Source organism: Streptomyces sp. NPDC058464 (genome assembly GCF_042721035.1).
In the GTDB taxonomy this organism is placed as follows: Bacteria; Actinomycetota; Actinomycetes; order Streptomycetales; family Streptomycetaceae; genus Streptomyces.
Map to the genome: position 1 here is coordinate 179,205 of NZ_JBHXMA010000005.1, position 14,118 is coordinate 193,322.

The window sequence follows — 14,118 nt, forward strand, 5'->3', positions numbered from 1 at the left end:
GAACCTCCGGGCCCTTCCCGTGCCGGTCACGGCTCCAGGATCGCCGACTCCGCGCCGGGTGCCGACTCCGTGCCGTCGGCGTACAGAGCGGTGACCCAGTAGTAGTGGGTGGTGCCGCGGGCGGCCGTGGTGTCGTCGTACGAGCGCTCCGTCGTGGTCGCCAGCTTCTCGTACGCCTGCGTGGCCGGGTTCCAGCGGTAGACCTGGTAGCCCGTCGCCGAGCCGACCGCGTTCCACCCCAGGACGACACCCGAGTCGGTCGCGTCCGCCGTCAGGGTGAGCGGGGAGCCCTCCGGGGTCGCCACCGACGGGGTCAGGTCCAGCTCGTCGACGGCGACCGCGGACACCGGCCCCAGCCAGCTGCTGGAGTTGTTCGCGTTGTCGATCGCGTTCACCCAGTAGCAGGCGTGGTCGCCGTCCGGCAGCCGTACGTCCCGGTAGTGGGAGGTACCCGCCGGCAGATACGCCCACTCCGAGCCGGAACAGACCTGCTCCTCGCCCTCCTCGCCGAGGACCGTGCCCCGGTAGACCACGTACCGCTTCAGGTCGGGCTCGGTGTTGTCGTCCCAGTCCAGCTCGACGCCGTACTCCGTGGCCGTCGCGGTCAGGCCGGTCACCTGGGCGGGCGGCTTGTCCGACTCCAGGGTGGTGACGGTGACCGTCTCCGAGGGGAGGGACACGGCGGTCACCTGGTCCTCCGTCGTCACCATGTAGTGGTACGTGGTGCCCTCCGCCGCCGAGTAGTCACCGCAGCTGTACCGCCGTGACCCGTCGGCGGATTCGGTGTAGGTCGTGGTGCACGACACCGGCGTGCTGGAGGTGCTGACGGGCAGGGTCGTCGAGCGGTAGACGTGGAAGGCGTACTCCCGGCCGTCGCCCGGCTTGACCGTCCAGCTCAGCAGCGCGGCACCGATGTCCGCCGTCGCCGTGAGGTCGCGGGGCGCGGCGGGCGGGCGGTGGACGCTCGTGGGGTCGCTGTACGGCGACAGATGGCCGGAGCCGTCCAGCGCGGCCACCTTGAACTTGTAGGTGGCACTCCGGCTGAGCGTGTCGTCGCTGAAGGAGATCCAGTTGACGTCCGTGACCGTGTCGACGCCGCTCGGATCGGTGCGCACCACCCGGTACTTCACCGCGCCCGGCACCGCCCGCCAGGTCACCGTGGCCGTGGTGTCCGTGACCGACGAGCCGAGGCCGGTCGGCGCGGCCAGCGTGATGCTGGTGACCAGCTGGTCGGCGGTACCGGCGGATTCGTTGCCCGCCTTGTCGTAGGCGCGCACCTCGTAGTAGTAGACGGCACCGGTCGCGGGCGGTGCGTCGGTGTACGAGGTCGCGGTGGTGCCGGCCAGCCGGGTCCAGCTGGTGCTGCCCCGCAGCCGCCGGTAGACCCGGTAGCCCGCGAGGTCCATCTCCTGGTTCTTCGTCCAGCTCAGCTTCGTCGTGTTGGATCCGCTGTCGTAGGACACCAGCGGGTCCATCGGCGTGAGTGGCTTGACCTTGTCGACGGCGGCCGAAGTCCTCGGCGTGTAGGTGAACTTGACCTTGGCGGCGCCGGTCCAGTTGGCGTAGTCGACGCGGAGGGTGTGCTTGCCCTTGGGGACCGTGAGGTTGACGGTCTTGGCGACGGTCTTGGTGGTGTTCTTCCACAGGTCGATCCTGCGGGTGCCGTCGAGGTAGACGCGGATGCCGTCGAGGCCGGAGGCGGCGAGGGCGAAGGGGCCGCCGGAGCCGAAGTCACGGGTCACCGTCCAGCGGACGCCGAAGTCGTCCTTCGGCAGCCCGGAGGCGGGCGCCCCGCTCCAGCTCTCGCTGATCGCGGAGTCGCAGTCGGTCTTCTTCGCCGTGCCCTTGAAGGTGGTGTTCGCGAACAGCTGCCGCTTGAAGACCGGGGAGGTACAGGTCGTGGCCGCGGACGCGGTGGAGGCGGCGACGGCGGTGAGGAGGCCGGCCGTGGTGGCCAGCACCACGGCCGTCGCCTGGAGGGTGTTCTTCATGTCGGGGGGTCAGGCTCCGCTCGGCAGGGACACGCTGGCGTCCACGTTGCTGAAGGTCTCCGAGCCGTCGGGGGCGACGACCGAGAGCAGGTAGTACACGGTCGTGCCGTGCGGCACGGTGGTGTCGGTGTAGTGGGTGGCGGTGGGGGCCAGCGGGACGTCCGTCACCCGGACGTAGGTGCCCGTCGCCCGGTCCCAGCGGTACACGTTGATGCCGGCGGCCTCCGTGGCCACCGAGTCGGCGCAGTCGATGTACATGCCGCCCTCGTCGCCGAGGGTCGTGTAGGTGCTCAGGGAGCAGGGGGCGGTGTCCTCGGGGACGGTCGTGGGCCTGAGGTCGAGCTCGGTGGCCGTGACCCGGGAGACGGGACCGTCCCAGTCGGCACCCGTGAAATCGGGGTAGTTGCCGTAGACGTCCTCCGGGATGACGACGTACGTGTGCGATCCGCCGTCGGCCGCCTCCGGGCCGGCCACGAACTCGGAGGTGCCGGCGGGCACCGTGCCCAGGTAGTCGGGCGTGCAGCAGGAGTAGTACTCCCAGACCTCGTACTCCTTCAGGTCCGCCGCCGTGCTGTCGTCCCAGTCCAGCTTGAAGCCGTACTCCAGAGGCTCCGCGGTCAGGTTGGTCACCGGCGGCGGCGCGACCTCGTCCCCGGGGCGGGTGACGGTCATCTCGGCGGAGCCGGTGGACCAGCGGCCCGCGGTGTTCCGCCGGATCATCACGTAGTGGTACGTGGTGCCCTGGTCGCCGTCGTAGTCGACGCAGGAGCGGACCGTGTTGCCGGCCGCGTCCGTGCTCTTCTTGCGGCTCCGGCAGTCGGTGAGGTTGTCGTAGGAGAGCTCCACCGGGGTGGTCGTCGAGCGGTAGACGTCGTAGTCGGCGGTGTCGCCGCCCGCCGCCTCGGTCCAGGTGAACACCACGCCGTAGCTCGGCACGGTCGCCGTCACGTTCTGCGGCGGGACGATGGTGCGGGTGCTGCGCACGACGTTGGAGGAGCGGGCGTTCTTCGCCGCGTCGAGGGCGCTGACCTTGTAGTCGTAGGCGTCGCCGTACGCCGCCGAGGTGTCCGAGTAGCCGGTGGCCGTGGTGTCGGCGAGCTTGGTGTACGCGGTGTCCGAGGCCTCCTTGCGGAAGACCCGGTAGCTCACCGCGTCCACGGGGGCCGTCCAGGAGAGGTTGTTGGAGGCCTCCACGGCGGTGGCGGTGAGGACCGGGGCGGCGGGGGCGGTCATGTCCTGCGACACGACGAGCTGGTCTTCGGAGCCCGCCGACCGGTTGCCCGCCTTGTCGTAGGCGCGTACCTCGTAGTAGTACGACTGCCCGGTCGGCGGCGTCTCGTCCCAGGCCCGGCGGGCGCCGGCCGTGGCCGAGGCCACCTCGGTCCAGCTGCTGGAGCCCTCCAGCCGCCGGTAGAGCCGGTAACCGGCGAGGTCCATCTCCTTGTTGGCCGCCCAGGTGACGAGGGTGTTCGTCCCCTCCCCGTCGGGCTGGTAGACGGCGGAGACCCCGGCCGGCGTGAGGGGCCTGACCTTGTCGACGCTCGCCGACGTGCGGGGCGTGTAGCTGAACTTGACCTTGGCGGCGCCGGTCCAGTTGGCGTAGTCGACGCGGAGGGTGTGCCTGCCCTTGGGGACGGTGAGGTTGACGGTCTTGCTCACCGTCCTGGTGGTGTTCTTCCACAGGTCGATCTTGCGGCTGCCGTCGAGGTAGACGCGGATGCCGTCGAGGCCGGAGGCGGCGAGGGCGAAGGGGCCGCCGGAGCCGAAGTCACGGGTCACCGTCCAGCGGACGCCGAAGTCGTCCTTGGGCAGGCCGGACGCTGGGGCGCCGCTCCAGCTCTCGTCGATCACGGCGTCGCACGCCGTCTTCTTCGGCGTGCCCTTGAACGTGGTGTTCGCGAACAACTGCCGCTTGAAGACGGGGGACGCACAGGTCGTGGCGGCCGAGGCGGTCACGGCGGTGCCGCCGAGCAGGGTGCCGGCCGTGGCGAGCACCACGGCGACGGCCGCGGTGCCTCTGGCTGAGTTCATTCGATCCTCTGGTCGTATGGCCGCGCCGGGGGCGGCTGTCGACGATCACGACTCGTGAGGAAACGACTTGGTTGTACTGATCTTTGCCTCCGCATGAACTCCCTTTGGATGGAGGGTCCGTAAAGAGTGTTTGGAGGGGATTCCGCTCCGCCTTCACAGAGGCAGCGGAGCGTGGTGTTGCGCACTCGTTAAGTAGTTCCGCTTGACGCCGGGTGTGGCGTACGCGTTGGCTTTTCAGACATCTGGGTCGCAAAGCAGCCCACGTCCGGAACGCACCTGAAGTGAGCCCCCGTATGCGTCGTATAGCCATGTTTGTGGCCGCGTCCACGATGACCCTTTCGCTTGCCGGCTGCGGCATGCTCAACGCGACAGGATCGTCGACGTCCGCGACCCCGACGAAGGGCAACGACATCACGGTGGGCGTGCTGATGCCGGACAAGATCAACACCCGGTACACCAACTTCGACTACCCGATCATGAAGTCGAAGATCGCCGAGCTCACCAACAAGCAGGGCAAGGTCGACTACCAGAACGCCGCGTCGTCCGCCTCCACGCAGGCGAAGCAGATGCAGACGATGATCGACGAAAAGGTCGACGTGATCATCCTGGACTCGGTCGACTCGCACGCCATCGCCGGCACGGTGAAGAAGGCCAAGGCCGCGGGCATCCCGGTCATCGCCTACGACCGCCTCGCCGAGGGCCCCATCGACGCCTACGTCTCCTTCGACAACGAGCTGGTCGGTGAGGTCCAGGCCCGTACCCTCCTGGAGGGCATCGGCAGCAGCGTCGACACCTCCGACAAGGTCATCATGATCAACGGCTCGCCGACCGACCCCAACGCCAAGCAGTTCAAGACGGGCGCCATGTCCGAGCTGAACGGCAAGGTGACGACCGCGGGCCTCACGTACGACACGAAGGACTGGAACCCGGACATCGCCGAGCAGGAAGTCACCAAGGCGATCAACTCGATCGGCAAGGACAACATCGCCGCCGTCTACTCCGCCAACGACGCGATGGCGGGCGGTGTGGTCAAGGCCCTCAAGGCGGCCGGCGTCACCACCATGCCGCCGATCACCGGCCAGGACGCGGACCTCGACGCCATCCAGCGGATCCTCACCGGCGAGCAGTACATGACGGTCTACAAGCCGTACCCGGACGAGGCCGAGGCCGCCGCCCAGATGGCCGTCTACAAGGTGCAGGGCAAGGACATCCAGTTCGACGCGCTCACCCAGGACACCGTCGACAGCCCGACCAACAAGAACATCCCGTCCCAGCTGGTGCAGGTCAACGCCGTGACCAAGAGCAAGATCAAGGACACCGTCGTCGCGGACGGCATCTACAAGATCTCGCAGATCTGCACGGCCGACTACAAGACCGCCTGCGCGGCGGCCGGCCTCAAGTAAGCCCTGCCGACGGCCCCGTTCCCTGCGAGGGGAACGGGGCTGCTGTGTGCGCCGGGCGGGGTGCCGCTGGGCAGCGCCCCTTCAGGGGCGCGGGGAACTGCGCGATCAGCCCCCACGCACCCGCAGACGGCTACGCGACCCGTGTGAACTCCACACTCACCTCCGGAGCCCCACCGGGAACCCCCCGGTAGATCCCCTTATGAGGCGTGACGTCGTCGTAGTCCCGGCCCCTCCCCACCACCACGTGGTCCTCCCCGGCCCGCACCCGGTTCGTCGGGTCGTAGCCGCACCAGTCGCCGGCCCAGTACTCGATCCACGCGTGGCTCTGCCCGGCCACCGGCCGGTTCAGCTCGGCCTCCCGCTCCGGGTGCAGGTACCCGGAGACGTACCGGGCCGGCAGCCCCAGCCCCCGCAGCAGGGCGATGGTGAGGTGGGTGATGTCCTGGCAGACGCCGGCCCGCTGGGCCCACGCCTCCGCGGGCGAGGTGTTCACGCCGGTCGCGCCCGGCAGGTAGGCCACCCGGTCGGCGACCATCCCGGACACGGCCACCGCGGCCTCGTGCGGCCCCAGCCCCTCCGCGACGGCCCGCGCCTTCTTCACCAGCTTCCTCGGCACCGACGTACGCGAGGTCGGGCCCGCGAACTCCAGCAGCCGCGACCCGGCGGCCCGTTCGGCCAGCTCGGCCCACTCCGGCGCGGCCGGCAGCGGCCCCGGCGCCGAGGTCTCCACGAGACTCGACGCGGTGATCGTCAGATCCTCGTGCGGGTCGATCAGGTCGAACCCGGTGACCTGGGTGCCCCAGTAGTCCCAGTACGACCAGACGGCGGTCGCCGGCTGCACGGTGACCCGCGCGTCCAGGGTGGTCTGCCCCGGCAGGGTCAGCGGGGTCATCCGCACCTCGTTGTGCGAGGAGCTCGCGGGCTGCGCGTAGGGGACCCGGGTGGTGTGCCGGATCCGGAGGCGACGAGCCATCTCAGGCTCCTTCCTGGGCCCACTCGACGGGCCCCTGGTACGGGAAGAACCGCTCGGCCACCGCGTCGGCGGATGCCATGCAGGCCTGCTGGAGGTCGCGCAGCAGGACCGGCAGCTGCTCCTCCAGGGAGGCGGTGTCGAGGTATTCGAGGCGGGTGCGGGCCCGGCCGACGGGGGAGCGGGCGGGGTCCTTGCGGGGCCGGCCGAGCGCCGCCAGGCACTCCTCGGCCGTGGTCAGCGCATGCAGCGCCGAGCGCGGGAAGTCCCGGTCCAGGAGCAGGTATTCGGCCACTCTCGGGGTGTCGCCGAACCCGCTGTGCACCCGGGCGTACGCCTCGTCGGCGCCGCTCGCGCTGAGCAGCGTCGGCCAGTCCGGCGCGTGCGCCGCGTCCAGCACGCGCACCGAGAGCAGCCGTACGGTCATGTCCACCCGCTCCAGACTCCGCCCGAGGACGACGAACCGCCAGCTGTCGTCCCGGCTCATGGTGGAGTCGGCGAGGCCGAAGAAGAGCGCGGCCCGGCTGCGGACCAGCTCCAGGTAGGCGTAGGGGCCGGTGCGGCGGGCCGCGCGGCGCCGGTCGCCGAGCGCGTGCCAGGTGGAGTTGAGGCACTCCCACATCTCGGAGGAGACCGCCTCGCGGGCGCTGCGCGCGTTCAGCCGGGCGGCGCCCAGGGCGCCCTCGATGGAGCACGTGGAGCGGGCGTCGAAGGCGAGCTGGTCCAGGACCTGCTGCATGTCCACCCGTTCCGCACCGGCGTCGACGCCGAGGATCGCATACAGCGAGCGGCAGGCGGCGTCCTCGTCGCGCCAGGGGTCCTCCAGCATCCGGTGCAGGTAGGCGTCGAGGATCCGGCCGGTGGCGTCGGCCCGTTCGACGTACCGTCCGGTCCAGGTCAGCGACTCGGCGATACGGGAGAGGATCACGTCGTTCACTGCTGGTGCGCTCCTTCCGGTACGACGGCACGGGTGCCGTCCGGGCCGAGGCGGCGCGGGGCGACGGCGGGGATCGGGCCCGCGTCGACCGGCTCGGGGCGTTCGGCGGGGCCCTCGGCGAGCACCCAGGTGTCCTTGGAGCCGCCGCCCTGGCTGGAGTTGACGATCAGGTTGCCCTCCTGCAGGGCGACCCGGGTGAGGCCGCCGGGCAGCACCCAGATGTCGTCGCCGTCGTTCACGGCGAACGGCCGCAGGTCAATGTGGCGCGGGGCCATCCGTTCACCCGCGAGGGTGGGGGAGGTGGAGAGGGCCACCGGGCGCTGCGCGATGAAGCCTCGCGGGTCGGCGACGACGGCTTTGCGAGTGCGTTCCAGGGTGTCCCGGTCGGCCTTCGGGCCGATCACGATGCCCTGGCCGCCGGCCCCGTCGACGGGCTTCACGACCAGTTGGTCGATCTGGTCGAGGACGGCTTCCAACTGGCCTGGTTCATCGGGTCGGTAGGACTCCACGTTGGGGAGGACCGGTTCTTCCCCGAGGTAGTAGCGGATCAGGTCCGGGACGTAGGTGTAGAGGAGTTTGTCGTCGGCGATGCCGTTGCCGACGGCGTTCGCGAGTGTGACGTTCCCCGCGACGGCGGCGCTCAGGATGCCGGGGCAGCCGATCACCGAGTCGGGGCGGAAGTGCAGCGGATCGAGGAAGTCGTCGTCGAGGCGCCGGTACACGACGTGCACGGGCACCTCGCCGCGGGTCGTCCGCATCCAGACCCGGTTGCTGCGGCACACCAGGTCGTGCCCCTCGACCAGCTGCACGCCCATCAGCCGGGCGAGCAGGGCGTGTTCGAAGTAGGCCGCGTTGCTGGGCCCGGGGGTGAGGACCACCACCCGGGGATCGCTCGCCGCCCCGCCGGGCGCCGCCGCGCGGAGGGCGGCGAGCAGCCGCTGGGGGTACCCGTCGACGGGCAGGACGTGCTGCTCGGCGAAGAGCGAGGGGAAGATCCGGGTCATCGCCCGCCGGTTCTCGATGACGTACGACACCCCGCTCGGCACCCGCACGTTGTCCTCGAGCACCCGGAAGGCGCCGGCCTCGTCCCGGACCAGGTCGATTCCGGCCACGTGGATGCGGACCCCGCCGGGCGGCTCCACCGCGTGCGCGGCCCGGTGGAAGTGCGGCGAGCCAAGGAGCAGCCGCCAGGGGACCACCTCGTCCTCGAAGGCCCGCGCGTGTCCGTAGGCGTCGGCCAGATAGGCCTCCAGGGCCCGGACCCGCTGGGCCACGCCTCTTCGTATGAGATCCCATTCCAGGGCGTCGAGGATCCTCGGCACCAGGTCCAGCGGCCAGGGCCGTTCCTCGCCCGCGAAGGCGTAGGTCACCCCCCGGTCGGTGAAGGCCCGGGCCATCTGGTCGGCCCGGAACCTCAGTTCACTCGGTTCGATCGGCTGGAGTGCCGCCAGTACCGGCTCATAGGCGGTCCTGACCTCACCCGGCCGTACAAACATCTCGTCCCACGCGTCGGCCAACGCGTATGCGTCAAATATGTCCGCCATGAAGGGACGTTAAAGCGGACACGTAACGCGGCGATCACTGGCGGATTTCGGGGATCCGCCGGTCCGCCGCGTCACGCGCCCGCGAGCGGCCCTCCCTGCAACGCACCTCCCCCGTTGGCGCGTTGCACGGGACCCCGGCCCGATCGGGGGAGGATGGCCCGGGGCCCCGCCGGGTGTACGGCGACACCCGTGGGAAGCGGCTCCCACCATGCCCCGCACGTCCCCCTGCCACCACCGTCATCTTGTTGCAACGCGGCGTGCGGAGGCGGTGCGATATCCGGCCGTATCCGGGTATTACGACGCCCCGGGCCCGGGAAGCCGTGTTGCGGACCCGGTCCGGACCGCTCATAGTTGCGCTGCGGAAGAGGCAGCAAACCGGGGGTGGAATGGGCGATGGCCGGGCACGGGACGGAGGAGCATCCACACGGTGCCGACCGGCTGTGCGCCGCCGGGGACCGCGTGTACTCCCGGGCCGTGCGCCGGGGCCGGGTGCCGCGCACGGACGCCGATGCGGTGCCCTGTCTGCTCGAACTGGCGCTGCTGCACCCCGACCCCGATGACATGGACTGGCTGGTCCCGACCGCCCCGCAGGAGGTCATGACCCGGCTGCTGCGCGGGGTGTACGACGAGGTGACGGACAGCCAGCGGCGGATGGGGTCGGCGGTCGCGGCGTTCGAGTGGTACGCCGGTCTGGGACGGCACCTGCAGGCCGTGTCTGCGTCCGCGGAGGGCACGGCGGCCATCCGGGTGCTCGACGGGCTGTCCCGGATCCAGGCGGCCATGGACGAGGCGACGGAGGCCTGCACCCAGGAGGTGCTGACCGTGCAGCCGGGCGGTATCCGGCGCGAGTCGGAGCTGACCGAGGGGCTGCACCGGGCCGTCGCCCTGCGCGGCCGGGGCGTGCGGATGCGAGACCTCTACACGCATGTCGCCCGGCACGGCCAAGGCCTGCTCAACTACCTGGAGCTGATGGGCGACGCGGTCGAGGCCCGCTCGCTGGACGAGGTCATCGACCGCCTCATCCTCTTCGACCGCACGGTGGCGTTCATCCCCGCGAACGCGGACCGCACGATGGCCCTGGAGCTGCGCCACCCCGCCCTCGTCGAGTACCTCCTCACGGTCTTCGAACGCCTCTGGCGGCTGGCGATCCCGCTCACCGCCCCGCTCCCCGACACCGGCATCGAGGGCATCTCGCACCGGGAGCAGTCCATCGCGGCGCTCCTCGCCGAGGGCCACCAGGACGCGGTGATCGCGGAACGCCTCGGCATCAGCGTCCGTACCTGCCGGGCCCACATCGCCCGCCTCTCGGAGACCCTGGGCGCGGCCAGCCGCACCCAACTGGGCGTGCGGATAGCGCAGGTGGGCCTGGACCGCCCGCCGGGCGGCACGAGCACGGCACCGGCCGCCGTCAGCCTTCCTGATCAAGGATCCCGGAGCGTCCGATGAGGTAGCCGAGCTGGGCGCGGCTGTCGCTGCCGAGGGTGGTGGCGAGTTTGGCGATGTGGACGCGGGCGGTGCGGATGTTCATGCCGAGGCGCTCCGCGATGACGGCGTCGGTGTGGCCTTCCACCAGGAGCGCGGCGATGGCCTGCTGGCGCGGGGTGATGCCGTTGACGGTGGGGCGGTGTTCGAGGGTGGGGTAGAGGGGGGTGGCCAGCCGCCAGAGGCGGTCGAAGGTGGTGGCGAAGTACCTGATCAGCGCCGGGTGCCGGGCCTCCAGGGCCAGCGAGCCGTCGGCGGCGGCGGGCAGGAAGGCGACGGCCTGGTCGATGACGATCAGCCGGTCCGGGGTCTCGTCGAGCCCGCGCACCTCGACGTCGCCGCGCAGCCGCTCGAAGCCGCCGTACACGGCCGGGACGTGGCGCAGGGTGTGCTGGTAGAGCGCGCGGATGCGGGCGCCGCGGTCGAGGATGGCCTGGTCGCGGTCGCGGGCGGCCGCGACGGCGGAGCGGGCCCGGGGGCCGGTGAGCCCGGTGTGCGACTGGATGCAGAGCACCTCCCGGCCCGCCTCGGCCATGGCGTCGGTGATCGCCTGGTTGATGGGCCTGGTGCCGCTGTGCAGGCGCAGCGTGGGGGTGTCGCCGCCGGTGCCCGGGTCGCCGGCCCGCAGCAGCGGTTCGAACTGCTCCAACAGCCGTTCCTCACGCCGCCGTTCGTCGGCGATCCGGGCGGCGGAGGAGCGCAGCAGCCGGTGCAGGGCCGCGGCCGGCGGTACCGGCTCCAGCCGGTCCAGGTCGTCCAGGGCCGGGTGCAGCAGACCGAAGTCGGTGAGGCAGGGGGCCTCGGCGGCGTCCTCGGCGGGCACGTACCCGTCGCTCAGCGCCCGTCCGTACACCTTCTCGCCGGCCGCGCACAGCTCCTCCACGCCGTGGTCGGGGTGGGCGGGGTGTGTCACCGCGGTCCCTCCGGCTCCTTGAGGATCCCGGAGCGTCCGATGAGGTAGCCGAGCTGGGCGCGGCTCTCGCTGCCGAGGGTGGTGGCGAGTTTGGCGATGTGGACGCGGGCGGTGCGGATGTTCATGCCGAGGCGCTCCGCGATGACGGCGTCGGTGTGGCCTTCCACCAGGAGGGCGGCGATGGCCTGCTGGCGGGGGGTGATGCCGTTGACGGTGGGGCGGTGTTCAAGCTTGGGGAACATCGGGGTGGCGAGGTGCCAGAGGCGGTCGAAGGCGGTGACGAAGTACTTGATCAGTGCCGGGTGCCGGACCTCGAGAGCCAGGCTGCCCGGGCCGTCGGCGGGCAGGAAGGCGACCGTCTGGTCGAGGACGACGAGCCGGTCGGGCACCTCGTCGAGGCCGCGGGCCACGCTGTCGCCGTGCACCTCCTCGACGTAGACGTACACGTTCGGCACGTGGCGCAGCGTCTGCTGGTAGAGGGTGCGGAACCGGCCGCCCCGGTCGAGGAACGCCTGGTCGCGTTCGAGGGCGACGGGGTAGGCGACTTCGCCGCGCGGGCCGACCAGACCGGCGTGCGGCTGGATGCACAGGACTTCCCGGCTCGCCTCGGCCATGGCGTCGGTGATGGCCTGGTTGATCCGCCGGGTGCCGCTGAGCAGCCGCAGGGCCGGGAGGTCCGAGGTCGTGCCGGGCCGGCGTTCGATGCGGGTCAGCGGTGCGAAGAGTTCGACCAGCTGTTCCCTGCGCCGCCATTCGTCGGCGATGCGGGACCGCGGGCCGTGCAGGAGCCGGTTCAGGGCGACGGCCGGGGCGACGGGCTCCAGCAGGCCGGCGTCGTCCGGCGCCGGGTGCAGCAGGCCCAGGTCGGTGAGGCAGGGTGCGTCGGCGGTGTCCGGGGCGGCTATGCGGCCCTCCCTGAGGGCACGCTCGTAGAGCTCCCGGCCGGCTGCGCACAGGTTCTCGGAGCCGTGCTCGGTGTGCGGGGCGGAGGTCACGGAGTGGTGCCCTCTTCGGGAGGAGCGGTGCCCTCTTCGGGAAGCGTCTGGTCCAGGATTCCGGACTGGGCGATCAGGTAGCCGAGCTGTGCGCGGCTGCCGCTGCCCAGGGACTGGGCGAGCTTGGCGATGTGCGCCCGGCAGGTGCGGACGTTCATGCCCAGGCGGCGCGCGATGGCCTCGTCCACGTGGCCCTCCACGAGCAGCTTCGCGATGGAGTGCTGGACCTCGGTGATCCCGTGGGAGGCGACCTCGTAGTGTCCGCCCGTGCTCAGCGGGACCGAGCGGTTCCACATGAACTCGAAGATCCTGATGAGGTAGCGGACGAGGCCCGGCTGGCGCAGTTCCAGGGCGACCTGCTGGTCCTCCCGGATGGGGATGAAGGCGACCGTCTCGTCGCAGATGATGAGCCGCTCCACGAGTTCGTCGATGGTGCGGTACTCCGCCTTGCCGTCGGCGAGATGGGCGGCGTACGCCAGCTTCTCCGGGCTGTAGCGGGCGGTGTGCTGGTACAGGGTCCGGATCCGGACACCGCGTTCGTTCAGCGGCCTGTCCCGCTCCAGGGCCCGCTGCATGCTCTGTTCGGAGAGGCGGTCGCTCGGCTGGATCGTGAGCACCTCGGTCTGGCACTGCTCGGTGGCGAGATTGAGCGCGGCGTTGATCCGGTCGCTGCCCTCCAGGACGGTGATGGAGTCGCTGTTCGTCATGGCGTGCGCGCCCAGTGCCATGAAAGGCTCGAAGGCGGCGGCGAGTTGGGTGGACAGCCGGCGGCGCTCCGTGATCTCCCGCTCGATCCGGCCGAGCCGCTGGGTCAGAGCGAGTGCAGGGGGAACCGGCAGCAGCCAGTTCGGGTCGCCCGGATCGGGCTGGAGCAGAGCGAACTCCATGAGGCAGGGTGCGTCCTCGACATCCGAGCGTGCGACGCGTCCTGCACGCAGCGCGGCGGCATACAGACGGCCGCCTTCCTCGCACAGATCCGCCATAGCATGGGGATGTGTCGCTTTCGCCCTATTCGTCACTGAATCTCCACCCCCCAGGGTCCTGAACATGCAGGAACATGATGCACCGATCGTGTGGCCATGACGTGCCCGAATGAGCCATCGTCTTATCTGTACGGGGGAAGAGGGGACCTTCAAGTGAGGACGAAGCCGAAGATGGGCAAGAAGATGCTTCGCTCGGTACTTGTGGCCGCCTTCTCCGTCGTGGCACTCAGCGGCGTGTTGAGCGGTCTGTCCGATGCGAAGGGTGATGTCCGGGCCAACACGGGCTGGCCCACTACCGTCGAAGCCATCAATACCGGCTGGCCGGCTGTGGTGGCGACGGATGCAGACGACAGCACCACCGATGGGCTTGTCTCGACCGATGGAGCCGGGAGCTGACGACGTGACCACCCCACCCGACGACCGATCCTTCCGCCGTGAAATGGCCACCGCCTACCGATCCGGCTGGCACTTCATCGACCTGGTCACCGCCATCCCCCACAGTGGTGACTCGTTGATGGTGACCGTCTTCGGTGAGCCGGTGGTCGTCACGCGGGACGAGGACGAGGACGTACGGGCGTACCGGTGCCTGCGCAAGCCCCGGGGTGCGCCGCAGCCCGTGCGGTGTGCGATCCGGTACGGAATGATCTTTGTGAACCTGGACCAACGGGACCACCGGCTGGCTGAGCCGGACGTCCCGGACGTGAGGACCATCTCGGCCACCCCCCGCAGTGCCTGACGCGATTCCCCCGTCGTAAAAGATCGCTCAGGTGCTTCCCCCCGCAGCGGGGGGGGGGGGGGGGGAGGGAGGCGGGGGGGCCGCCGGGTGTGGGGGGGGGGTGAAAGTGTGGAGTGGGGTTGGGGGAGGAACC

At 70.7% G+C, this 14,118-nt stretch carries 12 protein-coding genes; 4 read left to right on the top strand and 8 right to left on the bottom strand.

The features are described from left to right. Positions 1-26: 26 nt before the first annotated feature. On the bottom strand, positions 27-1,991 hold the full coding sequence (locus tag ACFWPQ_RS09560; protein ID WP_384031655.1) for a PA14 domain-containing protein: 1,965 nt from the start codon (positions 1,989-1,991) through the stop codon (positions 27-29). A gap of 9 nt (positions 1,992-2,000) precedes the next feature. Continuing rightward, complete coding sequence (locus ACFWPQ_RS09565; protein ID WP_384031657.1) at positions 2,001-4,022, bottom strand: PA14 domain-containing protein; 2,022 nt, start codon at positions 4,020-4,022, stop codon at positions 2,001-2,003. A gap of 293 nt (positions 4,023-4,315) precedes the next feature. On the opposite strand from ACFWPQ_RS09565, the gene ACFWPQ_RS09570 reads away from it, so the two are divergent. Then, positions 4,316-5,425 (top strand): sugar ABC transporter substrate-binding protein, encoded by a 1,110-nt coding sequence (locus tag ACFWPQ_RS09570; RefSeq protein WP_384031659.1) that lies wholly within the window; start codon positions 4,316-4,318, stop codon positions 5,423-5,425. Positions 5,426-5,555: 130 nt separating this feature from the next. Here ACFWPQ_RS09570 and ACFWPQ_RS09575 read toward each other — a convergent pair whose 3' ends face one another. The 3 genes from ACFWPQ_RS09575 to ACFWPQ_RS09585 are packed head-to-tail and all read right to left on the bottom strand — an operon-like array spanning position 5,556 to position 8,876. After that, a complete protein-coding gene (locus tag ACFWPQ_RS09575) occupies positions 5,556-6,398 on the bottom strand; it encodes a transglutaminase N-terminal domain-containing protein (RefSeq protein WP_384031661.1) in 843 nt (280 codons plus the stop codon). Position 6,399: 1 nt separating this feature from the next. After that, positions 6,400-7,332 carry an alpha-E domain-containing protein gene (locus tag ACFWPQ_RS09580; protein WP_384031663.1) on the bottom strand — a complete coding sequence of 311 codons (933 nt, stop codon included), beginning with the start codon at positions 7,330-7,332 and terminating at the stop codon, positions 6,400-6,402. Further along, positions 7,329-8,876 carry a circularly permuted type 2 ATP-grasp protein gene (locus ACFWPQ_RS09585; RefSeq protein WP_384031665.1) on the bottom strand — a complete coding sequence of 516 codons (1,548 nt, stop codon included), beginning with the start codon at positions 8,874-8,876 and terminating at the stop codon, positions 7,329-7,331. Before ACFWPQ_RS09585 ends, ACFWPQ_RS09580 begins: the two co-directional genes overlap by 4 nt. Before the next feature lie 393 nt (positions 8,877-9,269). On the opposite strand from ACFWPQ_RS09585, the gene ACFWPQ_RS09590 reads away from it, so the two are divergent. Beyond that, positions 9,270-10,322: a LuxR C-terminal-related transcriptional regulator gene (locus ACFWPQ_RS09590; RefSeq protein WP_384031667.1), complete on the top strand. Its 1,053-nt coding sequence runs from the start codon at positions 9,270-9,272 to the stop codon at positions 10,320-10,322. Here the strand turns inward: ACFWPQ_RS09590 and ACFWPQ_RS09595 are convergent. The 3 genes from ACFWPQ_RS09595 to ACFWPQ_RS09605 are packed head-to-tail and all read right to left on the bottom strand — an operon-like array spanning position 10,285 to position 13,315. Then, entirely contained in the window at positions 10,285-11,271 is a 987-nt protein-coding gene (locus tag ACFWPQ_RS09595; RefSeq protein ID WP_384031669.1) for a helix-turn-helix transcriptional regulator, read from the bottom strand. The genes ACFWPQ_RS09590 and ACFWPQ_RS09595 overlap by 38 nt on opposite strands. Further along, positions 11,268-12,266 carry a LuxR C-terminal-related transcriptional regulator gene (locus ACFWPQ_RS09600; RefSeq protein WP_384031671.1) on the bottom strand — a complete coding sequence of 333 codons (999 nt, stop codon included), beginning with the start codon at positions 12,264-12,266 and terminating at the stop codon, positions 11,268-11,270. Before ACFWPQ_RS09600 ends, ACFWPQ_RS09595 begins: the two co-directional genes overlap by 4 nt. Next, positions 12,263-13,315: a helix-turn-helix transcriptional regulator gene (locus tag ACFWPQ_RS09605; RefSeq protein ID WP_384031673.1), complete on the bottom strand. Its 1,053-nt coding sequence runs from the start codon at positions 13,313-13,315 to the stop codon at positions 12,263-12,265. The genes ACFWPQ_RS09600 and ACFWPQ_RS09605 overlap by 4 nt, the downstream gene beginning before the upstream one ends. 105 nt (positions 13,316-13,420) lie before the next feature. Between ACFWPQ_RS09605 and ACFWPQ_RS09610 the strand changes: the two genes are divergently transcribed. Then, a complete protein-coding gene (locus tag ACFWPQ_RS09610; protein WP_384031675.1) occupies positions 13,421-13,645 on the top strand; it encodes a hypothetical protein in 225 nt (74 codons plus the stop codon). A 43-nt stretch (positions 13,646-13,688) separates the two neighbouring features. Continuing rightward, complete coding sequence (locus tag ACFWPQ_RS09615) at positions 13,689-13,985, top strand: (2Fe-2S)-binding protein (protein WP_167449907.1); 297 nt, start codon at positions 13,689-13,691, stop codon at positions 13,983-13,985. Positions 13,986-14,118: the final 133 nt, after the last annotated feature.

Excerpts from the sequence above, each read along its gene's own strand:
- ACFWPQ_RS09570 (WP_384031659.1), top strand. The coding sequence starts at position 4,316 with ATGCGTCGTATAGCCATGTTTGTGGCCGCGTCCACGATGACCCTTTCG.
- ACFWPQ_RS09615 (WP_167449907.1), top strand. The coding sequence starts at position 13,689 with ATGGCCACCGCCTACCGATCCGGCTGGCACTTCATCGACCTGGTCACC.
- ACFWPQ_RS09610 (WP_384031675.1), top strand. The coding sequence starts at position 13,421 with ATGGGCAAGAAGATGCTTCGCTCGGTACTTGTGGCCGCCTTCTCCGTC.
- ACFWPQ_RS09605 (WP_384031673.1), bottom strand. The coding sequence starts at position 13,315 with ATGTTCAGGACCCTGGGGGGTGGAGATTCAGTGACGAATAGGGCGAAA.
- ACFWPQ_RS09565 (WP_384031657.1), bottom strand. The coding sequence starts at position 4,022 with ATGAACTCAGCCAGAGGCACCGCGGCCGTCGCCGTGGTGCTCGCCACG.
- ACFWPQ_RS09575 (WP_384031661.1), bottom strand. The coding sequence starts at position 6,398 with ATGGCTCGTCGCCTCCGGATCCGGCACACCACCCGGGTCCCCTACGCG.
- ACFWPQ_RS09560 (WP_384031655.1), bottom strand. The coding sequence starts at position 1,991 with ATGAAGAACACCCTCCAGGCGACGGCCGTGGTGCTGGCCACCACGGCC.
- ACFWPQ_RS09590 (WP_384031667.1), top strand. The coding sequence starts at position 9,270 with ATGGCCGGGCACGGGACGGAGGAGCATCCACACGGTGCCGACCGGCTG.
- ACFWPQ_RS09585 (WP_384031665.1), bottom strand. The coding sequence starts at position 8,876 with ATGGCGGACATATTTGACGCATACGCGTTGGCCGACGCGTGGGACGAG.